The organism is Flavobacterium sp. AC267, from assembly GCF_979258715.1.
Genome location: NZ_OZ409875.1, coordinates 2,446,802 through 2,470,311 on the forward strand (window position 1 = coordinate 2,446,802; position 23,510 = coordinate 2,470,311).

The following is a 23,510-nucleotide window of genomic DNA, read 5'->3' on the forward strand; positions in this document are numbered from 1 at the left end:
TATGGTTGTTTTGCGTGGCTTCGACTTCGCTCAGCCTGACAAATGCATTAATCTACAATCTATCCAGAAGCTTCGACTTCGCTCACCCTGACAAATGTATTAATCTAAAATCTATCCTAAAGCTTCAACTTCGATCAGCCAGACAAACGCATTAATCTAAAATCTATCCCGAGGCTTCGGGACTAAAATCTAAAATAAAAAAAATCCCGCCTCAATTAAGAAACGGGATTAACTAGATATTCTCTTTTTTTTTATTTTTAAACTGTTGCAAGCAATTTCTTGTGGCAACGGAATTTGATTTTTAAGTAAATCTTCGAAAGTTTCGTGAGCGCGAATTAGAATCCCTTTTCCGTCTTTCCATAAAACTTCGGCTGGTTTGTATCTTGAATTATAGTTAGATGACATTGAGAAGCAGTATGCACCAGCATTTCTGAAAGCTAAAATATCACCTTCTGTAATTTCTGAAATTCTACGGTTGTTGGCAAAAGTATCTGTTTCGCAAATGTATCCTACAACAGAGTAAAAACGCTCTTTTCCTTTAGGGTTAGAGATGTTTTCGATATAATGTTGTGAACCGTAAAACATTGGACGAATTAAGTGGTTAAAACCACTATCCACTCCAGCGAAAACTGTTGATGTTGTTTGTTTTACTACGTTTACTTTTGCTAAGAAGAAACCTGCTTCGCTCACCAAGAATTTTCCTGGTTCGAAAATCAGCGTTAAATCTCTGCCATATTCTGTACAGAAAGCATTGAATCTTTTTGATAATTTTTTACCTAATTCTTCGATGTCTGTTTCGATATCGTCTTTTTTGTAAGGAACTTTGAATCCGCTTCCGAAATCTAAGAATTCTAAATCTTTGAAATGTTTAGCCGTATCGAATAAGATTTCGGCAGCATACAAGAATACTTCGATATCTAAAATATCAGATCCTGTGTGCATGTGGATTCCCACGATGCTCATTTTTGTATTCTCTACAATTCGCAAAATATGTGGTATTTGGTGAACAGAGATTCCGAATTTACTGTCGATATGTCCAACAGAAATATTGGCATTTCCACCCGCCATTACGTGTGGGTTGATACGAATACATACCGGAATTTGTGGATATTTTGTTCCGAATTGCTCCAGAATAGATAAGTTATCAATATTGATTTGTACACCCATTGCGACAACTTCTTCGATTTCTTCTAGAGAAACTCCGTTTGGTGTAAAGAAAATTTTGTCAGGATCATAGCCAGCATGAAGTCCCAATAAAACTTCTTGAATTGATACAGTATCTAAACCAGACCCCATGTTCTTTAATAACTGAAGAATCGCAACGTTTGACAATGCCTTCATGGCGTAATTAACTCTCAAGTTTTCTACCTTAGAGAAAGCTTTAGTTAACCTATTGTACTGAGATTGGATTTTTTCGGCATCATAAACATATAATGGACTTCCAAATTGGTCTGCTAACTGCAGTAAATCTTTTGCTTGCATTTTTAAATCATTTTGGGCAAAGTTATTACACTTTTGAGTAACGACAAATTTTTTGTAGAAAAATAACAAATTATAACAAAATGTTTAATTTTAAACAAAAATCGACTTAATTTAGATTTTTATAACCTTTTTGTTAGGTGCTGAGGTTTTAAGATGCTAAGGTACTAAGTTTTTTTGCCACGAATTCACGAATTTAACTTATTCTTAAATGCTGTTGAACTTGTTTTTTGCCAAAGATTGCACAGATTAAATGGATTTCTTTTTTTCCTAAGTTTTTAAAAGAAGCCAGATGTTTGGGTTCAGCTCCGATTGAGGCGGTATCCTCGCAGTGGAACGGAGAGATATAGCCGAAAGCGGGAACTATGTTTACTAAAATGCCTATTGCGATGCTTCAAAATATTTTTTTTTGCCACGAATTACACCAATTACACTAATTTTTAATTTGGATTATTCGCAAAATGCATAAAACCACGGGCTATGTTTGAAATAGAAAATCCATTTAATCTTGAAATCAGTGGCTAAAAAAAACAAAACCCCTGAATATCAATTCAAGGGTTTGTAGTAATTATGTTGTTTATTTGAAAAGATTAATTAAATGCTAAGAAAAAAACTTAGTCCCGAAGTCTCGGGATAGTACCTTAATATCTTAGAACCTTAAAAGATTACAAACTAGGTAAATCTCCTCTTCCTTTAGTTGGAAGATTGGTAGAACCCATTAAGAATAAATCTACTTCTCTTGCGACTTCACGGCCTTCAGAAATTGCCCAAACAATTAAAGATTGTCCTCTTCTCATATCACCAGCAGTGAAAATATGTGGAACATTTGTCTGATAATTGTGGGCTTTATAATTGCTTCTTGCGTCAGTTTCGATTCCTAATTGCTCGCTCAATGTTTTCTCTGGACCTGTAAATCCTAAAGCTAGTAAAGCTAAATCGCAAGGCCAGATTTTTTCAGAACCTTCTTTTTCGATTAATTCAGGACGCTGACCAGGAGTCATTTTCCATTGTACTTCAACTGTTTTTAATCCAGTTAATTCACCTTTATCATTAGAAATGAATTCTTTAGTGTTGATTAACCAGTTTCTGTTACAGCCTTCTTCGTGAGAAGAGGATGTTTTTAACTGCAACGGCCAGAAAGGCCAAGGAGTTGACTCGCTTCTTCCAACTGGAGGTTTTGGTAAAATTTCAAAGTTAGTTACCGACTTAGCTCCGTGTCTGTTTGATGTTCCAACACAGTCAGAACCAGTATCGCCACCACCAATAACGATTACATCTTTTCCAGTAGCTTTTACTTGATCTGGGATAGATTCTCCAAATAAAACTTTAGTCTGCTGTGTTAAGAAATCCATTGCCTGAACAACACCTTTACTTTCGATTCCTTTAGTTGGCAAGCTTCTTCTTTCCGTTGCTCCTCCGCATAAAACGATAGAATCAAATGCGTTTAATTCTTCTACGCTGAAGTTAACACCAACATTTATATTCGTTTTAAAAGTGATTCCCTCTGCTTCAAGGATAATTACGCGTCTGTCGATAATTTCTTTTTCTAATTTGAAATTAGGGATTCCGTAACGTAATAAACCTCCAATAGCATTGTCTCTTTCAAAAACAGTAACGGTGTGACCTGCTCTGTTTAATTGTTGTGCTCGCTGCTAAACCTGCAGGTCCAGAACCAATAACAGCTACTGTTTTTCCAGTTCTAGTTTTTGGAGTCTGTGGTTTAATCCATCCTTCAGCAAAACCTCTTTCAACGATATTTTTCTCGATGTTTTCGATCGCAACAGGATCTTGAATGATTCCTAATACACATGCTTTTTCGCATGGAGCAGGGCATAAGCGACCTGTAAATTCTGGAAAGTTATTAGTCGACTGTAAAATCTCTAATGCACTCTGCCATTCTTCCTGATGTACCATGTCGTTAAAATCTGGAATTAAATTCCCTAACGGACAACCACTGTGGCAAAAAGGAATACCACAATCCATACATCTTGAACCTTGTTCTTTTTTCTTATCTTCTGCTAACGGAATAGTAAATTCGTTATAGTTAGAAACGCGTTCTGCTACTGCTAAATTACTTTCGTCGGCTCTATTATATTCTTTAAATCCGCCTATTTTACCCATGACATTTTAAATTAAATTCCAATTTCTTTAAATTCCAAATTCCAATTTTTTATTACTATAGGCATTGATCTTGCCATTGGAATTTGGAATTTTATTTTTTGAAATTGATTTTTATCCAGCTATTAATTCTTCTATTTTTTTCTCTTCTGCAATTCGTTGTAATGCCTTTTTGTAATCAGTCGGCATTACTTTTACGAAATGTTTCTGCTCATTTTCCCAGTCTGCTAAAATTCTTTTTGCTAATGGACTGCTAGTGTACAGGGAATGATTTTTGATCAATCGTCTTAGTTTTGTAACGTCCTCTTCTTCCATTGGGTCGAATGCAACCATTTCCATGTTACATACAGTCGAATCGAATTTTTTATTTGGATCGTAAACATAAGCTACACCACCGCTCATACCAGTCGCGAAGTTTCTTCCTGTTTTTCCTAAAACTACCACTGTACCGCCGGTCATGTATTCGCATCCGTGATCTCCAATTCCTTCAACAACGGCTGTTGCTCCAGAATTTCTCACACAAAAACGCTCTCCGGCCATACCATTAATATAAGCCTCTCCGGTAATGGCTCCGTAAAGGGCAACGTTTCCAATAATGATGTTTTCTTCAGGTTTAAAGGTTGCAGTAGGAGGGACTTTGATAATCAATTTTCCTCCAGACAGTCCTTTTCCTAAATAATCATTACAGTTTCCGTGAATTTTAAACGACAATCCGTTTGTTGCAAAAGCACCAAAACTTTGTCCAGCAGAACCTTCAAAATCAACTAAAATAGTGTCATCAGGTAATCCTTGTGCGCCATATATTTTTGAGATTTCATTACTCAAAATAGCACCTACAGAACGGTCTGTATTTTTAATTTTAAACGTAACTCTTGTTTTTTCTTTTCTATAAATAGACGGAATTGCTTCTTTGATGATCGCAAAATCCAATACATTTTCAAGTTGGTGATCTTGTTCGGTCGTATTGTGATTTGGAACCGTTTTTGCTTTTTCTGGTTTGTATAGAATTGATGATAAATCTAAACCATTTGCTTTGTAATGTTTGATCGCTTTATTCACATTTAATTTTTGTGACTGACCTACCATTTCTTTTAAGGTTCTGAAACCTAATTGCGCCATGATTTCTCTTAATTCCTCAGCAATAAAATACATGAAGTTGATTACGTGCTCTGGAGTTCCTTTGAAATTTTTTCTCAATTCAGGATCCTGAGTTGCAATACCAACTGGACAAGTATTTAAGTGACAAGCTCTCATCATGATACATCCAGAAGCTACAAGTGGTGCAGTTGCAAAACCAAATTCTTCTGCTCCTAATAATGCGAGCAATTGCTACGTCACGACCTGTTTTTAACTGTCCGTCACACTCTAAAACTACACGGCTTCTTAAATCGTTTAAGATCAAAGTCTGCTGTGCTTCAGCTAAACCAAGTTCCCACGGAATACCTGTGTGTTGTAATGAAGTTAATGGAGCAAGACCCGTTCCTCCGTCATAACCTGAAATTAAGATAACATCAGCTTTTGCTTTGGCAACACCGGCGCCGATCGTTCCAACACCCACTTCAGATACTAATTTTACGTTTACACGTGCTTCACGGTTTGCATTTTTCAAGTCGTAAATCAACTGAGATAAATCCTCAATAGAATAAATATCGTGGTGAGGAGGAGGCGAAATCAAACCTACATAAGGTGTAGAGTTTCTAGTTTCAGCAATCCACGGCACTACTTTTTCTCCAGGTAATTGTCCACCTTCACCAGGTTTCGCTCCCTGAGCCATTTTAATCTGAATTTCTTTAGCGTTTGTCAAATAGTTGATCGAAACACCAAAACGTCCTGATGCAACTTGTTTGATGGCACTATTTCTAGAATCTCCGTTAATTTCTTTCTGGAAACGTTTTGGATCTTCTCCACCTTCTCCAGAATTACTTTTCCCGCCAATTCTGTTCATTGCAATCGCAAGATTCTCGTGTGCTTCTCTACTGATAGATCCGTAAGACATCGCACCCGTTTTGAATTTCTTTACAATTTCTGTCCACGGTTCTACTTCATCAATAGAAATTGGATCTAAGTTGTTGAATTCAAATAAACCTCTAATAGTCATTAAGTTTGAGCTTTGCTCATTAACGGCATTAGAGTATTCTTTATAACTTTCAGGGCTGTTTAAACGAACCGCTTGTTGTAATTTAGAAATAGTAGTTGGGTTAAACATGTGTTTTTCACCGCCACGTCTCCATCTGTAAATACCTCCAATTTCAAGAGAAAGCAAGTTTGCGATTTTTGAATTTGGGAATGCTTTTTGGAAACGTTTTTTAACCTCTTTCTCCACTTCCATTAAACCAATTCCTTCAATTCTAGAAGGTGTGTAAGGGAAATATTTAGAAGTAAATGTTTTGTTTAAGCCTAAAATCTCGAATATTTGCGCGACTCTGTACGAATGTAATGTAGAGATACCAATTTTGTTCATGATTTTAACGATTCCTTTCGCAATCGCTTTGTTGTAATTTACAATCGCATAATCAGCTTTTACACCTTTAATGAATCCTTGGTTTACCTGATCGTGAATAATTTCATTTACCATGTATGGATTGATCGCACTTGCGCCGTATCCGAACAGTAAAGCAAAATGATGCGGTTCACGAGGCTCTGCAGATTCAATAATGATTCCGAATTTAGAACGAACCTGTAAAATATTCAAAGAGTGGTGAATGTAAGAACAAGCCAATAGCATAGGGATTGGAGCAAATTCTTCGCTAACACCTCTATCTGATAAAATGATGATATTGCACCCTTCAGAAACCGCTTTGAAAGTTGCCTGAACACATTTTTCAAGCGCGCGCTCTAAGCCGTTAACTCCTTTTTCTATTTTGTATAAAGTAGAAATAGTAGCCGATTTGAAATCTGCGTGATCAATGTTTCTGATTTTATCTAAATCCTCGTTAGAAATAACTGGATTTTGGATTTTTAGTTTTTTACATTGTTTAGATTCAATTTCAAAAATATTGAAATCCCCTCCAATTGCTAAACTGATATCAGTAATGATTTCTTCACGAATACCATCCAAAGGCGGATTGGTAACCTGAGCAAATAACTGCTTGAAATAGTTGTACAACAATTGTGGCTGGTCTGACAATACTGCCAAAGGCGTATCGTTACCCATAGAACTGATTGCTTCAGCTCCTTGACCTCCCATTGGATTGATGATTGTTTTTAAATCTTCAATCGTGTAACCAAATAATTTTTGTCTCGTTAAGAAATCTAATTTCTCAACTGGAGTAGGATTATTTGTGTATGGAATATTAGCTAATGGTAATAAGTTAGCATCCAGCCATTCTTTATAAGGACGTTTTGTAACTATCGCTTTTTTAACTTCTTCATCTTCGATAATACGACCTTCGTTCATATCAACCAAGAACATTTTTCCTGGCTCTAAACGACCGTGCTGAATTACATCTTCTGGATCGATATCTAATACACCAATTTCTGACGACATGATTACGAAACCACTTTTTGTTAAGGTGTAACGAGAAGGACGCAATCCGTTTCTGTCTAGTAAAGCACCAATTACGTTTCCATCTGTAAAGGGAATCGAAGCTGGACCATCCCAAGGTTCCATAATACAAGCGTTAAACTCGTAGAATGCTTTTTCTCCGGAGACATTGTCTGGTGTTTTTCCCAAGCTTCAGGAACAACCATCATCATTGCCTCTGGAAGAGAACGTCCAGTCATTAATAAAAGTTCAACCACCATATCCATAGAAGCAGAATCTGATTTTCCTTCTAAGATAATTGGGAATAATTTTTTAATATCATCGCCAAAAACAGCACTCTGCATAAGCTCTTCACGAGCACGCATACGGCTTACGTTTCCACGAAGTGTGTTGATCTCACCATTATGACACATGTATCTAAACGGTCGCGCTAAGTCCCAAGATGGGAATGTATTTGTAGAGAAACGCTGGTGAACAAGCGCTAAACGCGTCACCAAGTCTGGATCTTTTAAATCTATATAATAACGGCTGATGTCTTCCGGCATCAATAGACCTTTATATATTATAGTAGTTGTCGATAAACTAGTAAAATAAAACATATGGCTTTCAGAAGTCTTAGAACCTCTTACGGCATGTTCTGCAATTTTTTCTAGTCGCAAAAAGTTTTGCATTAAATTCTTGTTCAGTTAAATTTTGTCCGTTTTTAGAAACGAAAACTTGTTTAACTGTTGGTTCTTTTTCTGCGGCGATTTGCCCTAAATTTTCAACGTCAACTGGTACATCTCTCCAACCTAAGACTTTTAAGTTTTGGTCTTTGATAGTTGCTTCAAATGCATTAATACAAAACGAAACCTGGTTTTTGCTTTTTGGTAAAAAAACCATTCCTACTGCATACTCACGCGTTTCTGGGATTTCAAAGTCACAAACTTTCTTAAAAAAATCATGAGGGATGTCGAATAAAATTCCGGCCCCGTCACCAGTTCGTCCATCAGAACTAACTGCACCACGATGTTCCAATTTAATTAAGATGTCTAATGCTTTGTGAATAATATCATTTGACTTAATACCATTCAAATTACAAATAAATCCTGCACCACAATTGTCGTGTTCAAATTCAGGCAGATAAAGCCCTTGTTCTTTAACTCTCATTCTTGATATTTTTTCTACAAAAATAAAGATTTCGTTAAACATAATGTATTGAAATTATGTATTCGCTTTCATTTTTGTTGTAATATTAGAAAAACGGTTCTTAAATGATAATATTATTATATAAACGATTGCGAATTATCAAAATCATAATTGAGAATAAAATATATTAAGAAAAATCGTCGCTTAGGTCTTGAATTCAGTGAAGTTTTTGTTAAATATCAAACGTTTTAGCGGTTTTGTGTTAACATTAACAAAGTCTTTCGTTAACGATTTGTTTGCTTTGCAAAAGAATCAACGTTTAATACCTATAGGTAACATTTATTTAATTGAAAAAGATTTTACTATTAAGTTGTATTTTGTTACTTTTGTCGCACTTTTATTCTGAAATAAATTCAGAACCAGACAAATTCTATATTATGAACATACACGAATATCAAGGAAAAGAAATTTTAGCGAGTTACGGAGTACGCGTACAACGCGGAATTATAGCTAACAATCCGGTTGAAGCTGTAGGCTGGCGCAAAACAATTAACTGCCGAAACTGGTACAGGATGGCACGTAATAAAAGCACAAATTCACGCAGGTGGTCGTGGAAAAGGTGGAGGAGTTAAGCTGGCAAAAAACTTACAGCAAGTTGAAGAAATTGCAGAACAAATCATCGGAATGCAATTGATCACGCCTCAGACTCCGCCTGAAGGTAAAAAAGTAAACAAAATATTAGTTGCAGAAGATGTTTACTATCCAGGTGAAAGCGAAACTTCTGAATTTTATGTTTCTGTTTTATTGAATAGAGGTACAGGACGCAACATGATTATGTATTCTACTGAAGGTGGAATGGATATTGAAGAAGTTGCTGAGCATACGCCGCACTTAATCTTTACTGAAGAAATTGATCCATCTGTTGGATTACAAGGTTTCCAAGCTAGAAGAGTTGCTTTCAACTTAGGTCTTTCTGGAAATGCTTTCAAAGAAATGGTGAAATTCATCGATGCATTATACAATGCTTACATTGGTTCTGATGCTTCTATGTTTGAAATCAACCCAGTTTTAAAAACTTCTGATAACAAAATATTAGCTGTTGATGCTAAAGTAAATATCGACGATAACGCTTTATACAGACAACCTAAATATGCTGAAATGAGAGATATCCGTGAGGAGAATCCTATCGAAGTTGAAGCTAAAGAAGTTGGTCTAAACTATGTAGATCTTGACGGTACTGTAGGATGTATGGTAAACGGAGCTGGTCTTGCAATGGCAACTATGGATTTAATTAAATATGCTGGTTTTGAGCCTGCTAACTTCCTTGACGTAGGAGGAACTGCTGACGCAAAACGTGTTGAAACAGCTTTCAGAATTATCTTGAAAGATCCAAACGTAAAAGCTATTTTGATTAACATCTTCGGAGGAATCGTTCGTTGTGACCGTGTTGCTCAAGGTGTTGTTGACGCTTACAAAAACATGGGAGATGCTATCAATGTGCCAATTATCGTTCGTTTGCAAGGAACAAATGCTGAAATTGCAAAAGAATTAATTGATAACTCTGGTATGCCAATCTTATCAGCTGTTCAATTCCAAGAAGCTGCTGACCAAGTTAAAGCTGCACTTTCTTAATCAAATAAGAAATTCAATTTATATACAAATCCATTCCGAAAGGAGTGGATTTTTTTGTTTTCATATTTTTAAAAAAGAATCCCTTTTGAGAATGTTTTTCAGTAGAGACGCACTGCAGTGCGTCTAACATCGTGTGAATCCATATTGGAGAAAAACTTTGCGTAGATGCACAGCAGTGCGTCTCTACAATAAATCCTGCGAGAAAAAAATTAAGATTATTAATAAAGACAAAGTATGTCGTAGAGACGCACAGCAGTGCGTCTAACGTCGCGTGAATCCGTATTTCGGAACGAGAAAAAAAATAAGATTATTAATAAAGACAAAGTATATCGTAGAGACGCACAGCAGTGCGTCTAACGTCGCGTGAATCCATATTGGGGAAATACTTTGCGTAAACGCACCGCTGTGCGGCTCTACAATAAATCCTGCGAGAAAAAAAATTAAGATTATTAATAAAGAACAAAGTATATCGTAGAGAGGCACAGCAGTGCGTCTAACGTCGCGTGAATCCATATTGGAGAAATACTTTGCGTAGACGCACCGCTGTGTGGCTCTACCAATAAACTTTTTCTTTGCGAATATATCCCGTGGTTTCAACCATTGAAACGTTCCGTGATATACAGATGTTGATATACGGATTTTAATATGCATTGTTTCCCCGCGGTTGAAACCGCGGGCTATATTTGAAAATTGGATTGTAACAACAATTCCTTTAAAACGCAAAGTTCGCAAAGCTTTATTAAATAAAACTTTGCGAACTTTGTGTAATTGCTTGTGTGCTTTTCGGTTAAAAATTACTTTTTATTCTTACCGTTTTTATAAACCACTTTTTCTACCACCTGAATTTTGGGTGTTGCAGGTTTTTTCTTGAAAGGTTTTTTAGCAGACTGTTCCAGATTTTGAAGGTTTTTGATCGCCTCTTGCTCTTTCAGAATCTTTTGGAGCGACTTTAAACTCAGGTCGGTCTTTAGAAGTTTCTTTGTTTGGAATTTCCGCTTTGTGTTTTGCTAAAACGTCAGTTGGATTTTTAGGGTTTTCTTTTGTTCCTCTTAAATGAATAACCAATCCGTTTAAGAAATTACGCAATACCTGATCAGCCGCATTCCATATAATTTGGATGATCTTCGGCTCTAAAAAAAGCGCCCAATTCAGATTTTGTAATTCTAAAATCTACTAGTTCTAAAATTTCAACTATTTGGTCATCACGGAGCATCAAAGCCACGCGAAGTTTTTTAAGTATATCGTTATTCGTCATTATTTAATTTTTTACAAAGGTACGTTTTAAAAGTAATTAGCCGATTTATTTTTTTTTGCCGCGAATTCAGGAATTTCCGCTTACTTGAATAAGCTAATAAATGTTTTAAGCTTTAGTAATTACACGAATTTAAAATATCTACAAGTTTATCTAAATCTTCTTTAAGATGATTGGCAGTAATTACAATACGATTGAGTGGTTCCGCATCTTTCGTATATTTAAAACTTGCAATTATGATTTTTTCAATTTTCAATTTTTCTACTAAATCTTTTGATAATAAATAAATTAAAGGATAATTTTTGTCAAATTTGATATTCCTGTTTTGGATTAAAATCGAATCGATGTAATTTAAATTTTCCAGTAACTTTTTATGCTGTTTACTGTAAATTTCTGAAGCATCTGAAAGCGTCTGCACAAATGCTGGATTCATTCCGGCAGCACTTGTAAAAACTTCTAATTCTTTTATTTGAGTAATAAATTCAGAATCGCTGGCAATAACGCCGCCCGTTAAACCAAAGGCTTTTCCCAAAGAAGAAATCATTACTTTTCTTTTAATTGGAAATTGAATTGAAGAATAAATTCCTGAACCATTTTTACCAATAATTCCAAAAGAATGCGATTCGTCTACAAGTATTGTAATTTCTTTATTACTTGGAATTTTTGCTAAAAAAGAAAAATCAACAGGATTTGTTTCGAAAGAAGGAACTCCATCCGTTAGAATTGTAATTTTTTCCGAATTGGAATCGAATAAGCGCTCGTTCAATTTTCCATTTTCAAACAAAGGAAGACTGTTTTCTATTTTGATCGCGGCGTGTATATCATTAAAATGAAAAAAGCAATCGGTCTGCTTTTTCATTAAATCTATAACCAGTTTTCCGGCCAGCATTCCCGAAGAAACCGTAACAGCGTCTTCTGAGCCAATATGAGAGGCTAAAAACTTCTCACCATAATCATACGCGCTTAACTTAACATTTGCTGTTCTCGAACTTCCGTAAGTAGTTCCCCAATTCAGAATGTTTTTAACGACTAAATCTTGAAATTCTTTGTTTGTCGGCAAACCTAAATAGGCGGTGCCGCCAAAATACAAATACTGTTCTTGGTCAATTTCAATAATTCTATCTGGAAATTTTTCGACTATCATTTTTATAAAAGTGTAACTCCAGTTCCGTTAAGATCAGAATAGCTTACAACGCCGTCTTTTATGGTAACTCCAGTAGCAATATCTTCTGCCAAAAGAAGCGCGCCATCCATATCCACATAATCCAATTGCGGCAATAAATGCGCAATAGCAGAAATTCCAACAGTAGATTCTGTCATGCGACCTACCATGGTTTTTAATCCCAATTTTTTAGCTTCTTCGATCATGCGTTTTCCAGGAGTCAGACCGCCGCATTTAACCAATTTGACATTTACGCCATGAAAATGGTTGAAACATTTTGCTACATCTTCCTCAATAATACAGCTTTCATCTGCAATTACAGGAAGAACAGAATGTTTGAAAACTTCTTTATGCGCTTCCCAATTATCTGCTTTCATGGGTTGTTCTAAGAATTCAACGCCTAGTTTTTTTAATTCGACAGCATTATTGATTGTTTCTTCAACTCCCCAGTCGCAGTTGGCGTCTATTCTAAAAATAGCATTGGTATGTTTTCTAAGTTCTTTTACAATTTCGATATCTTCTTTAGTTCCCAATTTTATTTTATAAATCGGCCAAGGAAGTTCCTGCATTTTAGAAACCATTTTATCGATAGAAGCAATTCCAATTGTATAATCGGTCATCGGATTTCTTTCGGTTGTGTAGTTCCATAATTCGTACAACTTTTTTCCTTTTTTTCGGGCATACAAATCAGTATAAGCCAAATCTAAGGCGCACAAAGCAAACATATCGTCTTTTAAATACGGATGAATTTTTGCCCAAAATACTTCAGGAATTTCGTTTTCGGTACTTTCGATAATACTTCTGATTTTTTCTAAATCCTGAATCATCATCGGAACCGTTGTATTGTAATAAGGGTTTGAAGTGGCTTCTCCAAAACCAGAAAAACCATCACTTTGTAATTCTACAATTAAAGAAGGTTGAAAATCAATAGATTCTCTGGAAATCGTGAAAGTGTGTTTTAATTTTAGGTTGTATTCTCTTAAAATCATTTTCATTTTTATAGAATTATTTTTTTAGTATTAATTTAATAACCCAGCCAGAGTAAAGCTTCAGTAAAATTATCACGCCACAATTTTTCATTGTGCTCTCCATTTTTTACAATTTTGATTTTATCCAGATGAAGGCAATAGCATCTTTTGGTATCTAGTAAACGTTTCATTTTAGTTAAATCTTTTACCATATCGTCACTTTCTTTGTCACCGCATAGAAAATAAATTTTAGTTTTGATTTTGGTTTGTTTTTCAGTGAAAGTATAAATATCATTTGAAAACCAAAAAGAAGGAGAAAAAACACCTGCTTTACCAAAAACTTCAGGATATTTTAAAGCGCCATAATAGGAAACCAAACCGCCAAGTGAACTTCCAAAAAGAATAGTGTTTTTGGCTTTTGTCTTGGTTCTGTAGTTTTGGTCGATATGAGGTTTTAACGTTTTTACAATGAATTCCAAATAATTGTCGGCATCATCGCCGCCATATTTTTCATTTTTAAACGGAGTCAGTTCATTGATGCGTTTTTCATTTCCATGCTCAATTCCAACAACAATTACGGGAGCTTTTAAGCTGTCTAATTTTTCATCGACATTCCATTCTCCGGAGAAAGAAGTTTTAGCATCAAACAAATTCTGAGCGTCGTGCATGTAAATAACGCTGTACTTTTTTTTGATGTCTTTTGAATAATTTTTTGGAAGATAAATCCAGATTTTTTTTGAAGTATTTAACTGAGGAGCTTCAATTGTAAAAGTCGAAATGTTCCTTGAAGCCGTGCTTTCCTGTGCCTTTCCAGTAATAGTTAATAAAAATAAAATAGCTAAGAAAAACCTCTTCATTATCTGTGTTTTGTATTTAAATATAAAAGCAATATTTTAGCTAAAAATAATAAATTGATGAATACAGAAGCAGAAAAAAGAAGTTTACTTTTAGAAATGATTATGTTTGCCACGGTAGACGGACATTTGCATAAACGCGAGCTGGATTTTCTTTGGATTGTAGCTCAGGAATTGAATATCAACAAACAAGAATTTCAAGATTTATTTCATCAAGAAGTAAAATCAATTCCAATAAAGTCAGAAATGCGGCGTATCAATCAATTTTACAGACTGGCTTTATTAATGCATTGCGACGGAGTTTTGCACGAAAGAGAATTTAACGCCATTCAGCAGATTGCTTTAGAAATGGGATTAAATCCATCTGCAGTAAAACGTGTTTTAGAAATGATGAAAAAAGCACCAAATACGGTAATTAATCCAAATGTAATACTGCAGGTTTTTCAAGAACAGCACAATTAAGCAAGCTGTTCCTGTAGTTTTTTAATTTCATCCCTTAGTTTAGCGACTTGTAAAAAGTCTAATTCTTTAGCGGCTTTTTCCATTGTTTTGCGTTTTTCGCGAATCATTTTTTCCAATTCTCCTTTAGATAAATAAGCAGTTTCTGGTTCTGCCGCAACTGGAATTGGATGGCCTAATTCGTATTCTACCAACGGATTTTTGGTGAAAGCGCTTTCGATTTTTTTATTTAAAGCCTGAGGCGTAATATTGTTTTGTACGTTGTAATTAATCTGTTTGGTTCTTCGATATTCCGTTTCGTCAATTGTTCTCTGCATACTCGCCGTAATTTTATCAGCATACAAAATTGCTTTTCCGTTTAAGTTTCTTGTCGCACGCCCAATAGTTTGCGTTAAAGATCTGTGATTTCTTAAGAAACCTTCTTTATCAGCATCTAAAATAGCGACAAGAGAAACTTCTGGTAAATCCAAACCTTCACGAAGTAAGTTAACACCAATCAAAACATCAAAAATACCTTTTCGTAAATCCTGCATGATTTCAATACGCTCTAAAGTGTCCACTTCAGAATGTATATAACGGCATCTAATGCTTACTTTGGTCAGGTATTTTGCTAATTCTTCTGCCATTCTTTTGGTTAAAGTTGTTACCAAAACCCTTTCGTCCAATTCACAGCGAACCTGAATTTCCTCAATCAAATCATCGATCTGATTCAAACTAGGTCGCACTTCGATAACTGGATCTAATAATCCCGTTGGACGAATAATCTGCTCGACATAAATACCATCTGATTTCTGCAATTCATAATCTGCGGGCGTTGCCGAAACGTAAATTACCTGATTTTGCAATGCCTCAAACTCTTCAAATTTTAAAGGTCGGTTGTCCATTGCGAGCAGGCAGACGAAAACCGTATTCTACTAAGTTTTCTTTACGCGAGCGGTCGCCTCCATACATGGCATGAACCTGCGAAACAGTTACGTGACTTTCATCAACAACCATTAAATAATCATTTGGAAAATAGTCTAAAAGACAGAAAGGTCTTGTTCCTGCTTGTCTTCCGTCAAGATAACGAGAATAATTTTCAATTCCAGAGCAATAGCCTAATTCCCGAATCATTTCTAAATCAAAATTGGTTCGTTCTTCTAGACGTTTGGCTTCTAAGTGTTTTCCAGTTTCTTTAAAATAATCAACTTGCTTAACCAAATCCTGCTGAATTTCCCAAATTGCACCTTGTAAAACATCTGGAGAAGTTACAAACATATTGGCAGGGTAAATAGTAAGTCGTTTGAATTTTTCGATTACCAATGAAGTTTTAGCATCAAAAGATTCTATTTCTTCAATTTCATCTCCAAAAAAATGTATTCTGTAGGCATCATCGGCATAACTAGGATATACTTCGACCGTGTCACCTTTTATTCTAAAAGTTCCGGGATTAAAATCGGCTTCTGTTCTGGCATATAAACTTTGAACAAGATTATGCAGTAATTTGGTTCTGGAAATGACCTGATCTCGGGTTATTTCAATTACGTTCTTTTTAAATTCGACAGGGTTTCCAATACCGTATAAACAAGAAACAGATGCTACAACCAAAACATCACGTCGCCCAGAAAGCAGGGAAGAAGTGGTGCTCAAACGCATCTTTTTCAAGCTCTTCGTTAATAGATAAATCTTTTTCAATAAAAACCCCCGTTACCGGCATAAAAGCTTCTGGCTGATAATAGTCGTAGTAGGAAACGAAATATTCAACCGCGTTGTTCGGGAAAAATTGCTTGAATTCAGAATACAACTGTGCCGCTAAGGTTTTGTTGTGTGCCAAAACCAAAGTAGGTCGCTGTACTTCTTCAATTACATTTGCTACAGTAAATGTTTTACCAGATCCTGTAACCCCCAATAAAGTTTGATATTTTTCTCCGTCGACTACACCTTGTGCCAGTTTTTGTATGGCTTGAGGCTGATCTCCTTTTGGACTATATTCTGAGGATACTTGAAATTTCATTTTTGTGCGCTGAAAATTTGGTTTTGTAAAGATACAAAGTTTGGATGCTATTCTAAAAAATTAATCATAGCGTCGTTGGTGATTTTAGATTGATCGATCGATAAAAAATGTCCGGCATCTTTTATGACTTTTGTTTTGCTGTTTTTTAAATATTTTTGAGCTCGTTCTAAACTGTCTTCGGAATTAATAACGTCTTTGTCACCAATTAAAACCAAAACGGGATTATCTATTGATTGCAATTCTTTGTCTGAAAACGGATGCATTTTAAGCATACTCGAATTTGATTTGGCATATTTATTAGCCAAATAAAACTGTCTTTTGTATATCTGACTAATTTTTTCTGGATGAGTCGAAAAAGTGTTTAATGTTTTGCCGAATTTCTTTTCGCTTGGAAAAAGTTTCAACATTAATGCCGAAGTTGTTTTTCCCACTTTATCGATAAATTTAAAAGTCTGAGCGGGACTCAACAAAACAATTCGGTCTATTGAATTTGTTTTTTGTGTTGCCAATAATGTTGCGATCCAGCATGCATGCGTGACGCTCCGATTATGTCAAATTTCTTCAATTTATAATGCGAGAAAATTTCGTTATACCAAATTACGATTTCTTCTGATGAAAGGGCTTTTGCGGTTAAATTTGACTTTCCCGGTTCCATCAAAAAGTCGATGGCATAAATACGGTGTTTTTTAGCTAATACCTGAATGTTGGGATACCACATGGTTGAGCTGGCATCCATTCCGTGGAGTAAAACCAAATCTTTGCCATTTCTTGGACCTGCAATAACGACATGTGCTGTTCCAAAAGTGGTTTGAATGTCTTCTTCTGTATAAGGAATGTTCCAAAGTTTTAAAGCTTTGTCATAAGAGCTTTGGTATTTCTGCTCTTCGGTTCTGGTTTTAAAAACGTAATCCTCAAATTTCACCTTCTTTGTTGAAGCACAACTTGTGATTAAAAATAGCACGACAGCCAAACGAGAATATAGTTTTAACATAGGAATAAAATTCAATTTGACCTTAAAGTTACAAGTATCGCGACCAAAAAGTGTATCAGAATTTTATTTTAAAGTATCATAATTTTACGATTGATCGTTTTTGGAAGTCAGATAATAAATTTGAACAAACGCTAAAATCGCATTCGGAATTATTACAGGCCAAAGCCATTGATTTAAATCCCTGTAATCATTTAAAAAAATGCCATAGATTACAAAGCAGATACAGCCAAACATATTAATGAAGCGAATTGTTCTCAAGTTTTTCAATAAAAATCCGCCAACAATAAAAACAGATGCGAGGTAACCAACATATTCAGCCATAAAATTGATTTTAAATTGTTTACAATAAATGTAGCAAATCAAATTGTAAAATCAATATTTTGTATTTGAAAATCAGTTGTTTAAAAGAACTGTTTTTGTTTTTCGGTATTATCTATAAAACTCCACGCTACAATTCGGCTTGTTTTTTGACCCTGCGACATTTCGATTGTTTTTACAGCAACGGCATTTACTTTTTTCAAGATTTTGTAAATAGAAGAAAGATTTTCTTTTTTAGAAACCAATGTTGTAAACCATAAAACCTGTGAAGTATATTTTGCACTTTCGTAAATCATTTGCGTTACAAATCCGATTTCGTCGCCATTACACCACAATTCTGCATTTTGACCTCCAAAGTTCAAAACTGGATTTGTATTTCTTTTTTCTTTCGGATTTAAATTGGAAACTTTTCTCGATGTGCTTTTATTCGCTTCTTCTGCCGAAGCGTGAAAAGGCGGATTACACATTGTGAACGTAAAACGATCTTCGGGCGTAATAATGTTTTTAAAAATAAAGCGAGATTCAGTTTGCTGTTGTAAACTTATGGCGTCAATTAGTTTTGGATTGGCTTCTATAATTTTACTGCAGTTTTCAATTGCTTTTTTATCTATATCTGTTGCCACAAAACTCCAATTGTAAATGGAATCCCCTAATATCGGATAGATTAAATTTGCGCCTGTTCCGATATCTAAACCTAAAACATTTGATGTGTCAGGAATTTCGTTGTTGTTGGTTTCTGCTAATAAATCGGCAATATAATGAATGTAATCTGCTCGTCCTGGAATTGGCGGGCAAAGGTAATTTTTCGGAATATCCCAGTTTTGAATATCGTAGTAAGTTTGTAGTAACGCTTTATTCAAGGTTTTTACAGAAAGAGGATTGCTAAAATCAACCGTTTCGATTCCGTGTTTGTTTATGGTTACAAAAGCTTTTAGTTCTGGACAATTCGAAATCAGTTTTTCGAAGTCGTAACGAGTTCGGTGAAGATTTCTCGGATGTAAATTATTTTTTTCAGAATTGTCGATTGCTTTCATTTTTATGGATTTCGTGCAAAGATAGGTATTCCTTTTTTAGAAAAGCCCTAATGAAAGTAGTGCATTGATCTAATAAAACATTGGAAAGACCTTAACTAAATTATGCTTTTTTCCACAGATTTGCTACTAGATAGATAGGGAACAGGTGAAACATGCGAGCGATAGCGAATAAGAGAAGTATGTCATCACAAATACAAAACTAATTTTTTAGTAAGCCAATGCCAAATCCTTTGTTGTAGCTATTACCAACTGTTTTTTATTCTATTATTGGACAATTAATTTCATAAGGTTCTTTTGGGAAACCATATAAAATTATCTTTTGTTTGTCAACATATTTTATTGGAATTAGTTTATCAAGATAATTGTCTGTATAAAATGAAAGAAATAGCGTTTCATTTAGTTTTTCAAGTATAATTCTGCTTCCTTCTTTATTCATACGCTTGTTTATTTCTTGCATAACTGGCGAGTCCAAAACTTCATTGAACCTAAGATTCTTTTTTTCTCCATTCCAATTAAACTCAAACTTTAAATCCTGAATTGCACTTTCTGTTAATTCAGTTTCAGTAGCGTTTAGTTTTTCGTAATCATTTTCGAATACGCAATCTTCAGTTATAGACTTTTCATCGATTAAAACTTTGTAGATTTTTCCTTTTCTAAAAAATCTAATTCGATTTTGATTTATGTATTTATATTCTGTCTCGCTTAGATTTTCATTTCTATTTTCGTTCTTTATTAGACAGATTTTATCAGTTTTTTCAACGACAAAATAATAAATGATATCTTCATCAATCTGAATAATCTCCGACTTTCCGTAATGATCCGGAGTTTTAATAAAAAGCCAATTTTCTCTCATATTCGATTCTCTAAAATAGCTGGTAGCGTTCTGGCGCTACAGCGGGTTTGGCACTAAATTAAGCCCATTCTTCGGATTTGCCAAATCATTCCAAATATAAAATCAACTTCAAATCAAGCCTAATGCCCAAATTGCTTTTAGCGTGTTTTAGCAGTAGTATTTTTAGTTGATTAGTTTATTCACTTCGTTTTCAATTTCGCTTTTATTAATTATTAAGTCAGAAAAGCAAGTTTCAATTTTAGTTTTTTTCCAAAAAGGAAAAATTAATAATCCTGTTTCACCAATATTTACAAGTTTTGAATTTGGAAATTCTATTTCGGTTTTTGTTTTGAAAATAGTATTCCCTTTTATGAATTTTGTCGTTTTTACTTTGTTAGTTATTAAATCAAATGCTTGAATTATTCCTTCATACAGGTTTCCATAATCTTCACTAAAATGAGTATGATTAAATCCATAACCAACTGTAAATTCTTTTTCATCAATAGACAACCAAAATTCAGTGTTTTCTATTTTTAAAAATTCGGTACCTTGTTCTTTATATATACTAACTTTTTCAACAAGTTTACTAGTTAGCAAGTCTTTAATTTCGTTAAATTTCTTTTCGTGAATTTTCATTTTCTGAGGTAATATTACTGCCAACGTTCTCGCGCTACAAGCAGTTTGGGATTAAGGAAGCCAAATCTTCGGATAAACACAAATTTATCTGATACAAAACCATCTTTAAATTTAACTAAATCCCCAAATTGTTTGTAGCGTGTGTTACCAGAAGGCGCTTTCGAAAGATTTTATTCTTCATCTTTTTCGTAGCCTTCATAATAATATGACTGATCAATTCCTTTGAAGATAATTTCCCTATTGTTAACATCGCTAGTTAGATTTTCTTGTAATAAAGTTCGTAATTCCAAATCATTAATAGGACTTCTTTCCATTGATTGTAAGTAAAGAGTTTTGTCAACGAGTTGCCAATTTACAACTTTCTGGATTCTATTTTTTAAAATCATATCTAGCCAAATTCTCATTGACCTGCCGTTACCTTCCATAAAAGGATGAGCAATATTCATCTCGACATATTTAGCAATAATTTCATGAAAATTATTTTCTGGCATTTCCTGGATCTTCACTAAAATTTCATTCAGATATAAAGCATTTGCAAATCTAAAACCGCCTTTCGAAATATTGAGTTTTCTTATTTCTCCGGCGAAATCATATAAACCATCAAACAGATAGAGGTGTATTTCTTTGAGGCCTTTTGTGGTGCCGATTTCTATTTTGTCAATGTCGTTCGATTCAAACAATCGATATGCGTTTTCTAAACTATTTTTGTCGATATTTTTCATATAGATTTAGCTCCAATTTAAGTCTATTACAAAAATACTTTAAATGGATGAAATATTATATTAATGACTATATTTTCTTAATTTATTGGGTGTTTGCGCTTTCTGGTAACTTTTTGGCAAATCCGAATAAGGGGCTTAATTAAGCCCCTTATTCGGATTTGCCAAATCATCCCAAATACAAGACCATCTTTCCATTAAGCCCAATGCCCAAATCCGTTGTAGTGGCTGTTACAGGAAGTAGCTTTTTTAGTCAGCGTGTTTTTATAGTAGTAGAATCACCGCTTCGTTCAATTCTGTCTTTTGGCATTTTTGGCGCTTCAGGTTTTGCCGTTTGCACTTTAGGTGGCTGACTTTTTGATTTATCATCATCACTTATCATAAAAACTAATTTAGCAGTTATTACTTTCTTCCCAAATCTGGAGTTTCGCCTTTTTCAATTCTGTCAGCTGGCATTCTTGGGGCTTCAGGTTTTGGACTCTCAGAAGGTTGAGTTGTCGGTTGAGTTGTTTGTCTATCGTTATCAAGCATAAATCAAATTGTTAATTGTTAGAAATATCAAATTCAAAACTACAAGGATGAATGATATAATTATATATTTTCTTGCTAATTGTAAATCTAAAGCTCTTTTGTCATTTATAATAGTGTGATTGTCAGAAAAGGAGATGATCTTTTCAACAATTTTTGTTTCAAAATCTTCTTTATCTTTTTCTTCAACTTGTTTGTTGTAAATATCTAGTTTTTTCTGAAGATCACGATATTCACTAAGAAGACCAAAATTTTTGTATTCAAAACCTTTTAGAAGATTATTATTTGATAGAAAAATGAAGTATAAAGAAAGTAAAGTAGTTAGAGAAGAAATTATTAAGATATAAATTATACAATAATCCGTCAAGTCAAAGCATTTGAAATCATTGTTTTGAATGATATATGATGTTAATCCAACAATAATTGTAATACCAAGGATAGGATTGCTAATAGCGTTGTCAAGGTCATTTCGTCTTGAAAGTTCTCGGTCTAATTTACTTTTATAAAAATTGTAATCTTCCATTAAAAACTCAGGTAATTTCTGTTAAACATTTCGTGTGCTATTTCCTGTAACGTCTTGGCACTACAGCGGGTTTGGGACTAAATTAAGCCCTATTTTCGGATTTGCCAAATCATCCCAAATACAAAACCATCTTTCCGTTAAGCCCAATGCCCAAATCCGTTGTAGTGGCTGTTAGTAGCCGTTACTTTATCATTTCGTTTATCCATTCTTCAACAGAGTCAGCTAAAAAATTATCTTCGGAAGTAAACATCTGTTTTAGCGTTAACTCTTCTTCATTCGTGCAACCACTGCAAATATTTACTTTTTCTTCGCTTGCTTTGTTAATTTTTATTTGGGCAAACTCCTTTTCGGTAAGTTTGATTGTTTTTTTGGTTTCTAATTTTTCACAAGCAACGGTAGCCAAGTACTTTTCGGCAGGACTTACGTCGTATAGTTTAACTTTAAGAGTTATATAATTTTTGCTTTTCAGAATTTCAGATATTTTTTTAACAGGTTTAGATTTGCTTCCTGCATGATAGCACGCAAATCCAACTAAAGTTTTTTCGTCAATTACTTTTGGAGGAGAGGGAAGTTTTACAATATTTACTTTCGCATTATTTTTTTCTTGTTGTTTTTGACAGCTAAATGCTATAAAAACTGTAAATAAAAATAAAATCTGTTTCATAAGTTTAAGTTCTCTTTTTCTGGTAATGGCTACTCACGTTCTCGCGCTACAAGTAGTTTGGGGCTAAATCAGCGCTATCTTTCGGATAAGCCAAATCTTCCAAATACGAACCAATTTCTACAATAAGCCTAATGCCCAAATTGCTTGTAGCGTGTGTTAGCGGTTGTATTTTTTCTTTAAGTTGTCTTCTTCGGAATCAGTTTTTATAATAATTTCGTTCTTCGTCACAGTGTCAATTACGATACAGTTTCTTAATCCACCAGTGTGAGTACATTCTAAATTACCAAAATCGGTTATTATTTTCTCTTTATTATTTTTGATGTCAAGCAAAATTAATTTTTCCTCTTTTTCGTGTTTGTTTTTGATATATAATAATACTTTTTCAACTTCATTAATGTCAACTAATATACCGTCAGTTATTACTTTTCCATTTTCCTTTTCAATAAGTTGAATTTCGTGTGGATTTCCAGAACCAAATGATTGAACAAATAGAAAAGTTTCTCCAAAATCAGCACCAATATATCCCAAGTTTTTATGCAACATTGGAAAACTTGTTTCACTGATTTGTTTTATATCTTTTTTTCCTTTTGCTAAAGTTAAACTTTGTAAAGTTTCATTTTCAACTGTGTCTTTATAAACTCGATAAGATAAATGAAAACCATTTTTTAGTATTGTATCAAAATCGTAAGGCTCAATTTCCAATTTTTTCGGTTCCTCAATGCTAGGTGTTTGTTTT

General features: G+C 34.3%; 19 protein-coding genes and 4 pseudogenes. 2 read left to right on the forward strand and 21 right to left on the reverse strand.

Annotated elements, in window-relative coordinates; genetic code table 11:
- Window positions 1-228: 228 nt before the first annotated feature.
- The 3 genes and pseudogenes from lysA to gltB all read right to left on the reverse strand — a co-directional run bounded on the left by lysA (window position 229) and on the right by gltB (window position 8,230).
- Complete coding sequence (gene lysA, locus ACZZ95_RS12785) at window positions 229-1,551, reverse strand: diaminopimelate decarboxylase (RefSeq protein ID WP_463469323.1); 1,323 nt, start codon at window positions 1,549-1,551, stop codon at window positions 229-231.
- 593 nt (window positions 1,552-2,144) lie between these two features.
- Window positions 2,145-3,600, reverse strand: a pseudogene (locus ACZZ95_RS12790) (glutamate synthase subunit beta).
- 111 nt (window positions 3,601-3,711) lie between these two features.
- Window positions 3,712-8,230 (reverse strand): annotated as a pseudogene (gene gltB, locus ACZZ95_RS12795) (glutamate synthase large subunit).
- Between the two features lie 416 nt (window positions 8,231-8,646).
- On the opposite strand from gltB, the pseudogene sucC reads away from it, so the two are divergent.
- A pseudogene (gene sucC, locus ACZZ95_RS12800) lies at window positions 8,647-9,841 on the forward strand (ADP-forming succinate--CoA ligase subunit beta).
- An 879-nt stretch (window positions 9,842-10,720) separates the two neighbouring features.
- On the opposite strand, the gene ACZZ95_RS12805 reads toward sucC, so the two are convergent.
- The 5 genes from ACZZ95_RS12805 to ACZZ95_RS12825 all read right to left on the reverse strand — a co-directional run bounded on the left by ACZZ95_RS12805 (window position 10,721) and on the right by ACZZ95_RS12825 (window position 14,080).
- Window positions 10,721-10,927: a hypothetical protein gene (locus ACZZ95_RS12805; RefSeq protein WP_463469324.1), complete on the reverse strand. Its 207-nt coding sequence runs from the start codon at window positions 10,925-10,927 to the stop codon at window positions 10,721-10,723.
- Window positions 10,928-10,934: 7 nt separating this feature from the next.
- The gene (locus ACZZ95_RS12810; protein ID WP_463469325.1) at window positions 10,935-11,096 is read right to left on the reverse strand and encodes a DUF1456 family protein; all 162 of its coding nucleotides are present in this window, start codon (window positions 11,094-11,096) and stop codon (window positions 10,935-10,937) included.
- A gap of 112 nt (window positions 11,097-11,208) precedes the next feature.
- Window positions 11,209-12,237: an aminotransferase class I/II-fold pyridoxal phosphate-dependent enzyme gene (locus tag ACZZ95_RS12815; RefSeq protein WP_463469326.1), complete on the reverse strand. Its 1,029-nt coding sequence runs from the start codon at window positions 12,235-12,237 to the stop codon at window positions 11,209-11,211.
- 2 nt (window positions 12,238-12,239) lie between these two features.
- On the reverse strand, window positions 12,240-13,250 hold the full coding sequence (locus tag ACZZ95_RS12820; protein WP_463469327.1) for a dipeptide epimerase: 1,011 nt from the start codon (window positions 13,248-13,250) through the stop codon (window positions 12,240-12,242).
- Between the two features lie 29 nt (window positions 13,251-13,279).
- Window positions 13,280-14,080 (reverse strand): alpha/beta hydrolase, encoded by an 801-nt coding sequence (locus ACZZ95_RS12825; protein WP_463469328.1) that lies wholly within the window; start codon window positions 14,078-14,080, stop codon window positions 13,280-13,282.
- A gap of 57 nt (window positions 14,081-14,137) precedes the next feature.
- Here ACZZ95_RS12825 and ACZZ95_RS12830 point away from each other — a divergent pair, with 57 nt between their 5' ends.
- The gene (locus ACZZ95_RS12830; protein ID WP_463469329.1) at window positions 14,138-14,539 is read left to right on the forward strand and encodes a TerB family tellurite resistance protein; all 402 of its coding nucleotides are present in this window, start codon (window positions 14,138-14,140) and stop codon (window positions 14,537-14,539) included.
- On the opposite strand, the pseudogene uvrB reads toward ACZZ95_RS12830, so the two are convergent.
- The 13 genes and pseudogenes from uvrB to ACZZ95_RS12895 form a co-directional block, all read right to left on the reverse strand.
- Window positions 14,536-16,529 (reverse strand): annotated as a pseudogene (uvrB, locus tag ACZZ95_RS12835) (excinuclease ABC subunit UvrB). The gene ACZZ95_RS12830 and the pseudogene uvrB sit on opposite strands and share 4 nt — an antisense overlap.
- Before the next feature lie 47 nt (window positions 16,530-16,576).
- Window positions 16,577-17,038, reverse strand: a complete 462-nt coding sequence (locus tag ACZZ95_RS12840) for an alpha/beta fold hydrolase (protein ID WP_463469330.1) — start codon at window positions 17,036-17,038, stop codon at window positions 16,577-16,579.
- Window positions 17,011-17,520, reverse strand: a complete 510-nt coding sequence (locus ACZZ95_RS12845) for an alpha/beta fold hydrolase (RefSeq protein WP_463469331.1) — start codon at window positions 17,518-17,520, stop codon at window positions 17,011-17,013. The genes ACZZ95_RS12840 and ACZZ95_RS12845 overlap by 28 nt, the downstream gene beginning before the upstream one ends.
- A gap of 84 nt (window positions 17,521-17,604) precedes the next feature.
- A complete protein-coding gene (locus ACZZ95_RS12850) occupies window positions 17,605-17,841 on the reverse strand; it encodes a uroporphyrinogen decarboxylase (RefSeq protein WP_095955010.1) in 237 nt (78 codons plus the stop codon).
- Window positions 17,842-17,921: 80 nt separating this feature from the next.
- On the reverse strand, window positions 17,922-18,872 hold the full coding sequence (gene rlmF / locus ACZZ95_RS12855) for a 23S rRNA (adenine(1618)-N(6))-methyltransferase RlmF (protein ID WP_463469332.1): 951 nt from the start codon (window positions 18,870-18,872) through the stop codon (window positions 17,922-17,924).
- Between the two features lie 256 nt (window positions 18,873-19,128).
- Entirely contained in the window at window positions 19,129-19,725 is a 597-nt protein-coding gene (locus ACZZ95_RS12860; RefSeq protein ID WP_463469333.1) for a hypothetical protein, read from the reverse strand.
- 162 nt (window positions 19,726-19,887) lie between these two features.
- Window positions 19,888-20,340, reverse strand: coding sequence for a hypothetical protein (locus ACZZ95_RS12865; protein ID WP_463469334.1), 453 nt, complete (start codon window positions 20,338-20,340; stop codon window positions 19,888-19,890).
- A 170-nt stretch (window positions 20,341-20,510) separates the two neighbouring features.
- Window positions 20,511-21,062, reverse strand: a complete 552-nt coding sequence (gene fic / locus ACZZ95_RS12870; RefSeq protein WP_463469335.1) for a protein adenylyltransferase Fic — start codon at window positions 21,060-21,062, stop codon at window positions 20,511-20,513.
- A 250-nt stretch (window positions 21,063-21,312) separates the two neighbouring features.
- The gene (locus tag ACZZ95_RS12875; protein WP_463469336.1) at window positions 21,313-21,441 is read right to left on the reverse strand and encodes a hypothetical protein; all 129 of its coding nucleotides are present in this window, start codon (window positions 21,439-21,441) and stop codon (window positions 21,313-21,315) included.
- A 20-nt stretch (window positions 21,442-21,461) separates the two neighbouring features.
- A complete protein-coding gene (locus tag ACZZ95_RS12880; RefSeq protein ID WP_463469337.1) occupies window positions 21,462-21,590 on the reverse strand; it encodes a hypothetical protein in 129 nt (42 codons plus the stop codon).
- The gene (locus ACZZ95_RS12885; RefSeq protein WP_463469338.1) at window positions 21,583-22,110 is read right to left on the reverse strand and encodes a hypothetical protein; all 528 of its coding nucleotides are present in this window, start codon (window positions 22,108-22,110) and stop codon (window positions 21,583-21,585) included. The genes ACZZ95_RS12880 and ACZZ95_RS12885 overlap by 8 nt, the downstream gene beginning before the upstream one ends.
- Before the next feature lie 181 nt (window positions 22,111-22,291).
- Window positions 22,292-22,774 carry a hypothetical protein gene (locus ACZZ95_RS12890; protein ID WP_463469339.1) on the reverse strand — a complete coding sequence of 161 codons (483 nt, stop codon included), beginning with the start codon at window positions 22,772-22,774 and terminating at the stop codon, window positions 22,292-22,294.
- 156 nt (window positions 22,775-22,930) lie between these two features.
- The gene (locus ACZZ95_RS12895) at window positions 22,931-23,476 is read right to left on the reverse strand and encodes a hypothetical protein (protein ID WP_463469340.1); all 546 of its coding nucleotides are present in this window, start codon (window positions 23,474-23,476) and stop codon (window positions 22,931-22,933) included.
- Window positions 23,477-23,510 lie beyond the last annotated feature (34 nt).

Coding starts and splice junctions, on each gene's coding strand:
- ACZZ95_RS12830 (WP_463469329.1), top strand. CDS start 14,138: ATGAATACAGAAGCAGAAAAAAGAAGTTTACTTTTAGAAATGATTATG.
- ACZZ95_RS12885 (WP_463469338.1), bottom strand. CDS start 22,110: ATGGAAGATTACAATTTTTATAAAAGTAAATTAGACCGAGAACTTTCA.
- ACZZ95_RS12865 (WP_463469334.1), bottom strand. CDS start 20,340: ATGAAAATTCACGAAAAGAAATTTAACGAAATTAAAGACTTGCTAACT.
- ACZZ95_RS12880 (WP_463469337.1), bottom strand. CDS start 21,590: ATGCTTGATAACGATAGACAAACAACTCAACCGACAACTCAACCTTCT.
- ACZZ95_RS12820 (WP_463469327.1), bottom strand. CDS start 13,250: ATGAAAATGATTTTAAGAGAATACAACCTAAAATTAAAACACACTTTC.
- ACZZ95_RS12890 (WP_463469339.1), bottom strand. CDS start 22,774: ATGAAACAGATTTTATTTTTATTTACAGTTTTTATAGCATTTAGCTGT.
- ACZZ95_RS12825 (WP_463469328.1), bottom strand. CDS start 14,080: ATGAAGAGGTTTTTCTTAGCTATTTTATTTTTATTAACTATTACTGGA.
- ACZZ95_RS12860 (WP_463469333.1), bottom strand. CDS start 19,725: ATGAGAGAAAATTGGCTTTTTATTAAAACTCCGGATCATTACGGAAAG.
- fic (WP_463469335.1), bottom strand. CDS start 21,062: ATGAAAAATATCGACAAAAATAGTTTAGAAAACGCATATCGATTGTTT.
- ACZZ95_RS12810 (WP_463469325.1), bottom strand. CDS start 11,096: ATGACGAATAACGATATACTTAAAAAACTTCGCGTGGCTTTGATGCTC.
- rlmF (WP_463469332.1), bottom strand. CDS start 18,872: ATGAAAGCAATCGACAATTCTGAAAAAAATAATTTACATCCGAGAAAT.
- ACZZ95_RS12845 (WP_463469331.1), bottom strand. CDS start 17,520: ATGTTAAAACTATATTCTCGTTTGGCTGTCGTGCTATTTTTAATCACA.
- ACZZ95_RS12815 (WP_463469326.1), bottom strand. CDS start 12,237: ATGATAGTCGAAAAATTTCCAGATAGAATTATTGAAATTGACCAAGAA.
- ACZZ95_RS12875 (WP_463469336.1), bottom strand. CDS start 21,441: ATGATAAGTGATGATGATAAATCAAAAAGTCAGCCACCTAAAGTGCAA.
- ACZZ95_RS12850 (WP_095955010.1), bottom strand. CDS start 17,841: ATGGCTGAATATGTTGGTTACCTCGCATCTGTTTTTATTGTTGGCGGA.